Genomic DNA, 6,075 nt, shown 5'->3' with positions numbered 1-6,075 from the left:
TCATTTTCATGGGCCGCAATATCGGCTTCAATCTTTTTGCTAAATGACTGGTAGTCGCTTAACTCGTCAACCTCACCATAAGACAATACATCCCCATCTTGAGTCATTGCGTTATAGCCTTCGCTTGTAACCTCAAGCATTACGTCCGTATCACCAATAGTTTTATTTAAGGTTTTGGCTTCGTCATCTATTGCTGATTCCTCTAACTCCCAACCGTCATTAACAGCCTCTACCACAAAACTATTTATATTTATTTCACTAGAATTAGCATCGTCAACGCTATTGATTGATGTATCTTCTGGAATAACAGAAGGCTTAATCACTTGGCTAAACGCATAGTTTACAAAATCTTTTGATGTAACGTTACTTAACTCCTCTAACGCAGCGTTATAAGCGTTTATAGCGTTTTCACTAAAGCCGTCCTGTTTATTGAGATAAAATTTAGTTAGTTTTTTACCTTGCCACAGTCTTTGTGCAGCGCCCACTGCTAAACCTGCATCTTTTTCAGATAATGGCTTTAAAGCATGGTTATAAATAGCCAGCATCATTGCGAGTATTTCATCGCTTTGTTTACCGATTTTTGCATAATCAAATAATTCGTTAATCGCTTGGCGTTTATCTTCTGGCAATGCTTCCAACTTTACATTGCTAGAAGATAGGTTTGTTACATCACTGATTTGATTAACATCTGTACTTTCTGAATCTGTGGTATCAACGTCAACCTTGCCTTTATTGGCCTGCATCGCTGCATCAATTTTAGCTGTTAAGTCTTGAATATCCTGATCAAGCTTAGCGATAATTTCACGTTTTTTATCAATCTCGGCATTAGCATCATTGATATCTTTATCTTGTTTAGCCTTTCTGTCTTGAGTGCGTTTAAAGTTTTTGCTGTTCTTATATGCCAGGGTAATCATTTTGCGCGCAAGATCAGGAAGCTTAACGGTATCGCCGTTCAATGGGGATAATACAGCGGTCACATCACGCTTATTTAATAGCCATTTCCAGCTAACCATCATATCGCTTGGTAATAATTTTGAAGGGGTGCTGTCCGGATTATGAAACCAGATTGATATTTTTTGGCCATCTGACATATCAAACACAAAGGCCACGTTTGTGACGCCGCCTTTTTTAAATGGCTTAGTTTGAGTAACGTTTGTCACTGACATATCATTCAAGGTTATTTTGCTCATTGCTGCATATAAGCGGTCTTTGAGCATTGGCAATCTGCTGGCCGTGTCCATGATAGAGTCAAAGTCGGCTTCTTCAGCGCGCATATCCATTAACGCTTGCTTAATATCAAATGGCTGTAATAGCTCATTAAACGTATCAGCCTTACGGATATCGTTATATAGATTGCTGATATTGCCGCCATGACTTACCAGCGTGTCGCCTTGCCATTCCACGCTATCAAAACATACGCGCGTCGCCTCATTAAACAACTCTTTTGAGGTGATTACTGGTAGGTAGTGCTTATCTTGAGAAGGATTATCTAAAAGCTTAGATACGGTATCAATTGACCAGGTTTGATTGTCTGTCATGCCGTCAAACTGCATATCATCCATGTAACCCACAACCACGCCGTAATCTGCGCCTAAAAAGTCAAACTGAGTGGCCGCTAACGCTTGCGCATGGTCTTTATCCATAGCGCCGCCAATTGCCACGGTTTCAATATACTGCGCTCTATTATTGAATAGATTAACAACATGCCAGCTATCATCAAGACTGCCGGCATCTGTATTAAATCCTAAGCCGTCATAACCTGATTCATCGGCAATTAAGGCCGGCATGTCGCGATATTTACCGGCAATATAGCCAATTTCATAGCGGCTATAACGTTTTTGTAAGCCGTCATCTGTGCGAACATGATGATTTGAGTGTGCTGGTACTGTTTTGGTATAAAGCATGAAAATAACCCCATTACTATAAAGATAATGAGGTTATTTTGGCATTGATAAGGGAATATAACTTAGGGGTGTTCCTTATATGTTTAAGGCCCTTGTTATTGAGATACTCCGATACGTCTAATCCATAATTGACTAATGCCAGTATTAAACGCATCTTCAACCGCAAGGTAGTTTGAATTGTTGATATCACGGCCTAACAAGCCAGCGTAATTGTCATAAGTTACTAAAAATGGACGGTCTGTACGGCCGCGCTTAAAACGGCCAATAATGACCGCGTTTGTTGCTGAGGGTAATACAGTGGATTCAGTTTTATCGATAACATCGCCGCGCTGTATGCCAACTGCTGAGGTTAATACTTTAGTTTCAATCATGGTAAATCCTTATTGTGAAAATGATAATGGTCTTAGTTTTTGAAAAGTTACCGGAATTTGTACTATCTCACTTCTACTGCTTGCTGACACATCAATATTGGCAGCTTTAACCCCAACAATATATGAGCGCGCAACCGCCACGCTATTTGTATTTTTAGGATCTAAAATTGAGATAGTGATCTTAAACGCATATCGCATTGGCTCATTAACAGTGCCGTCCGGATTAAACGCTAATCCAAAGCACATACCAAATGATTTAGAGATATCGCCCTTATGTGTTTCAATAAACGTAATATCGAAATCATCGCTTGATTTTTGTGATAAGTAATTGGCCTGTTCCGAACCCACACGATAAGTGTCTGATTCTGCGCTACCTAAAGAAATACTGGTATCAGTTGCAAGGTAACAAAGACTGGTATCTTTAAACCAGGGTATAGCGCCTTTATGCCCAAAAATATTATCTATCTTAACCTTGTATACCGCTTTTAATAGCGCCTTATGGCCTTTTACTTGTCCGTAAACTCTCGCGTATTCGTGAAGCAAGCTTGTCGCAATCTTACTATCAATCACCTTGCCAGCCTTGTTTTTTGCTGACTTGCTAACAAAGTTCATAGCGGTATCAAAAGATATATCGCTGTATTCATCATTTTTTGAATCAACAAAATTATCAAACAGATCACTAATCATGACTTACTCCCATTCCAAATCATCTGGTAAGTCATCATCATTAGACTGGCTATCCGGCGCCTGTTCATTCACTGTGCCATCTTCTGCGCCAGGTACCATGCTAGCCGCCCCAGGCATGCCTTGAATTTGACCACTACCAGACAACCCTTCAGCTATTCTATCAGCCAAATCTAAATCAGCCCCAAAAACATCCTCAAGCATAAGCTGATTGGTTTCTTTGTTTAAACCAAGCTCTTTGAGTCCAGTTAGTGCCTGAACCACTAATGCCAAGGTATTGGCGCGGTTTTGTTTGTTGCTAAGCATCTCAGTAGCAGCGGCGGATTGATCGCTGTAAAAATCAAACTCCCAGGGGTAGTCTTTTGGCTCAAAATATTCATTATATTTTATACCCCAATGCAGGCTCATAAGATGATTAAACGCATCGATACACGCTTGACGAATCAGCATAGATCGGCGCATTATTTGTGCTGAGGTATGAAAAGCGGCGCCATCACCCAGCCCACCGGCTAACATATCAGCCCAGCCCACCAGTGATAAATCCATTCCTAGGCCGCCAGCTAAACGGCGTAAGTTAATCATCAAAAGACCTTCGTTAAGTGGTGCGGCTCTTTGCGATAAATCACCTATAGACTGAAGGACCTGCTTTTCCCCATACTGCGGTAGTACATGATATTTTGTGCCGTATAACGCCTCGCCACCTTCAAACGCATCTTGTATCTGATCGCGATAACTTTTAAGCATGTTTGTTAGTGAGGCAATATAACCTTTGCGCTGTACTGCTGGCATGCCTTCCATGTTGAGCGTTAAAAAAGCTTGTTTAACACTATCTGCTATTTGCTGGTTATTTAGGCCAGCGCGACTAATGGTTACGTCTTTCCATACATCTTCAATAGGGTATAAAAATGAGCCGCCTATCTCAGATGGTAATATTGGATTTTCTGCACGAATATCATAAATGAGCGTTCTTTTATCCTGCCATATATCAAAATTGGCTTGCGGTATATTTTCAATACGCGGCATTTTAACGCGTAACATTTGCTCAAGGGATAACTTAGCAATGGTACGTTCCATATTTTCATCTTCAAGCGCATGAAAACCGATAGTACGCCCTGCCTGCTCAAACGGCATGATCAACGCCGGCGCGGTAAACCGATTATTCATCAAGTCAACAACGCCCTTTCGCTTATCGGTATAAATACGTGCGTAACTGTCACCATACGCAATCGCTTGTCTTGCCAATGAAAAAGCGTTTCTGTTGATAATCGGCGATATAATTTTTGCTTCTCGCTCAACTTTTTGTCGAAGTTCAGCGGCCCTGCGCCCACCGGTTCTTATCTCACTTTTTGGGGTAATAAAAATCATATCACCAGTAGATTCATGGCCGCCTAACGCTGCTGTTACATGTAGGCTTAACGCTTCTGCAATTTGAGGATCAGTTTGCATGATCTCCCATAGCGTATAAATCTGCTTTCTAGTGCGTAAAGGTTTTGATGAATTGCCAGAAGTACCAAGCTCAAATGGATTAGTGGTTTCATAATAACGATGCACATCATTAATTGTCGGCATGTGTTCAGCTATACTCGTCTCTCTATCGCTGATTAAAAAATTGGCCAATCTTTTTCTAAAGTTCATCACTTATCCTTAATGTGGCGGCCCTGAGTTGCTACTACCGCTTCTAACGCCGCTATGCATATGACCTTTAAGTGATATTCCACCACCATTTACATCATTAGAGGCTGTTATCGTGCCGCTTGTATTTTGATCGCCTGAATGATTAATTGCTGCATTAATAGATAGATTGTCGGCATTAATGGTCATTGATTGCGCATCAATAGTTACACTTTGAGCGCTCATTGCGATTAAATTAGCAGCTGACAGCGTGATTTGCGCGCGCGCCAGTAGTTCTATATTTTCTTGTCTAATTCGCCTGGTATCCACTACTGCACCCTCACCATGACGACGATAAAAAGCAATCACTGGCATGGAGGTATCGCCTTGCTCAAAAAATACCCATATATCAGCACCGGCTTTGAGTTCGCGCTCTGTGTCAAGGTCATCATCACCAATAGGGTATGCAAGCATGGCTGTGATGCCTTCAGGTACCCCATCGGTTAATCCTACAATCCCAACTTTAGCAGTACGCTTAATCTTGTCGTAAGAGATAAGTTTAGCTGGATGAAAGTAAGGAGATATAACTGTCATTTCGCACCCTCAGCCGCCGCTAACCATACTTGAGTTGCCATCATAGCTCGGCCACCTAATGCGCCTGAATCATAACGATGGGCCGCTGTTAATACGACTAAATCATCACGTTCAATACCATTATCAACCTGAATATAACGCCCTGCCATCAAGGTGTCATCAAGCTGTCTTACCATTTTGGCTTTAGTCACTAAAATACGCCTTAAATTTTGTAGCTCTCGTACATCGGCCCTAGGGTAATATCCAATCTGTTTATTATTAAATGGTGTACCAATAATATCTGATCCATTATCATCAATAGACAAGTAATTCGTATTGCTATGATTGATAATGTTTGGATTATCCACCCATTGCAGCGCGCTACGGTCATATAACACCGGCTCACCTTTGAATAAATCATTAATACGCAATATAGAGACGTTGCCATCAATAAATGCAGCGACGGCGGCCTCTTTTTGCAGTGCCAGTGCTATTCTTTTAGTGGGTAGCTGACCTTTTAGGCATATAAATTCATTAAGCTTGATATCACTCTTTAAGCGTAATTTAGCCCCAAGCGCGCGGTAAACCTCATTAAAGCTTGTGTCGTATAAAGCGACTGCTTTGTTAGTGACACCCAGTAATGGCTCACATCCTGATAATACAGCGGTCACAATAAGCGCGCCCACACGCTTACCCTCTTTAATGGCTTGCATATCAATATGCTGAGATTTAACCACGGTTAAAGCGGTACCATCTGATGTTTGCAGTATTGAGCCGGTTTGAAGTAGCGGTCTTATCCTATCAGTGGCTTTAACCAATAACTCCAATGATGCTGGCACCGGTACAAGATCAGTACGATATATCACACTGATAAGATCTTGACCATCAATACCATAACCATCGGATAACGTTAAATTCACGGCCATCTACCC

The 6,075-nt window shown here is 41.4% G+C and carries 5 protein-coding genes and 1 pseudogene; all 6 read right to left on the bottom strand.

Annotation, left to right across the window (positions count from 1 at the left end; translation table 11 throughout):
- Nucleotides 1-1,904, bottom strand: a pseudogene (locus QZ265_RS07760) (hypothetical protein); the annotation flags it as partial.
- A 95-nt stretch (nt 1,905-1,999) separates the two neighbouring features.
- The gene (locus tag QZ265_RS07755) at nt 2,000-2,275 is read right to left on the bottom strand and encodes a hypothetical protein (RefSeq protein WP_296405020.1); all 276 of its coding nucleotides are present in this window, start codon (nt 2,273-2,275) and stop codon (nt 2,000-2,002) included.
- 9 nt (nt 2,276-2,284) lie between these two features.
- Entirely contained in the window at nt 2,285-2,962 is a 678-nt protein-coding gene (locus tag QZ265_RS07750) for a hypothetical protein (protein ID WP_296405019.1), read from the bottom strand.
- A 3-nt stretch (nt 2,963-2,965) separates the two neighbouring features.
- Complete coding sequence (locus tag QZ265_RS07745; protein ID WP_296405017.1) at nt 2,966-4,594, bottom strand: hypothetical protein; 1,629 nt, start codon at nt 4,592-4,594, stop codon at nt 2,966-2,968.
- Between the two features lie 9 nt (nt 4,595-4,603).
- Nucleotides 4,604-5,164: a hypothetical protein gene (locus QZ265_RS07740; protein ID WP_296405015.1), complete on the bottom strand. Its 561-nt coding sequence runs from the start codon at nt 5,162-5,164 to the stop codon at nt 4,604-4,606.
- The gene (locus QZ265_RS07735; RefSeq protein WP_296405013.1) at nt 5,161-6,069 is read right to left on the bottom strand and encodes a hypothetical protein; all 909 of its coding nucleotides are present in this window, start codon (nt 6,067-6,069) and stop codon (nt 5,161-5,163) included. The genes QZ265_RS07740 and QZ265_RS07735 overlap by 4 nt, the downstream gene beginning before the upstream one ends.
- Nucleotides 6,070-6,075 lie beyond the last annotated feature (6 nt).

This window comes from Psychrobacter sp., assembly GCF_018260395.1.
Lineage (GTDB): Bacteria > Pseudomonadota > Gammaproteobacteria > Pseudomonadales > Moraxellaceae > Psychrobacter.
Note: the sequence above shows the minus strand (reverse complement) of the source record. Positions and strands in the feature narration are given on the sequence as shown.

What these genes read in the sequence shown, in the direction of transcription:
- QZ265_RS07755 (WP_296405020.1), bottom strand. Translation starts at nt 2,275, where the DNA reads ATGATTGAAACTAAAGTATTAACCTCAGCAGTTGGCATACAGCGCGGC.
- QZ265_RS07735 (WP_296405013.1), bottom strand. Translation starts at nt 6,069, where the DNA reads ATGGCCGTGAATTTAACGTTATCCGATGGTTATGGTATTGATGGTCAA.
- QZ265_RS07740 (WP_296405015.1), bottom strand. Translation starts at nt 5,164, where the DNA reads ATGACAGTTATATCTCCTTACTTTCATCCAGCTAAACTTATCTCTTAC.
- QZ265_RS07745 (WP_296405017.1), bottom strand. Translation starts at nt 4,594, where the DNA reads ATGAACTTTAGAAAAAGATTGGCCAATTTTTTAATCAGCGATAGAGAG.
- QZ265_RS07750 (WP_296405019.1), bottom strand. Translation starts at nt 2,962, where the DNA reads ATGATTAGTGATCTGTTTGATAATTTTGTTGATTCAAAAAATGATGAA.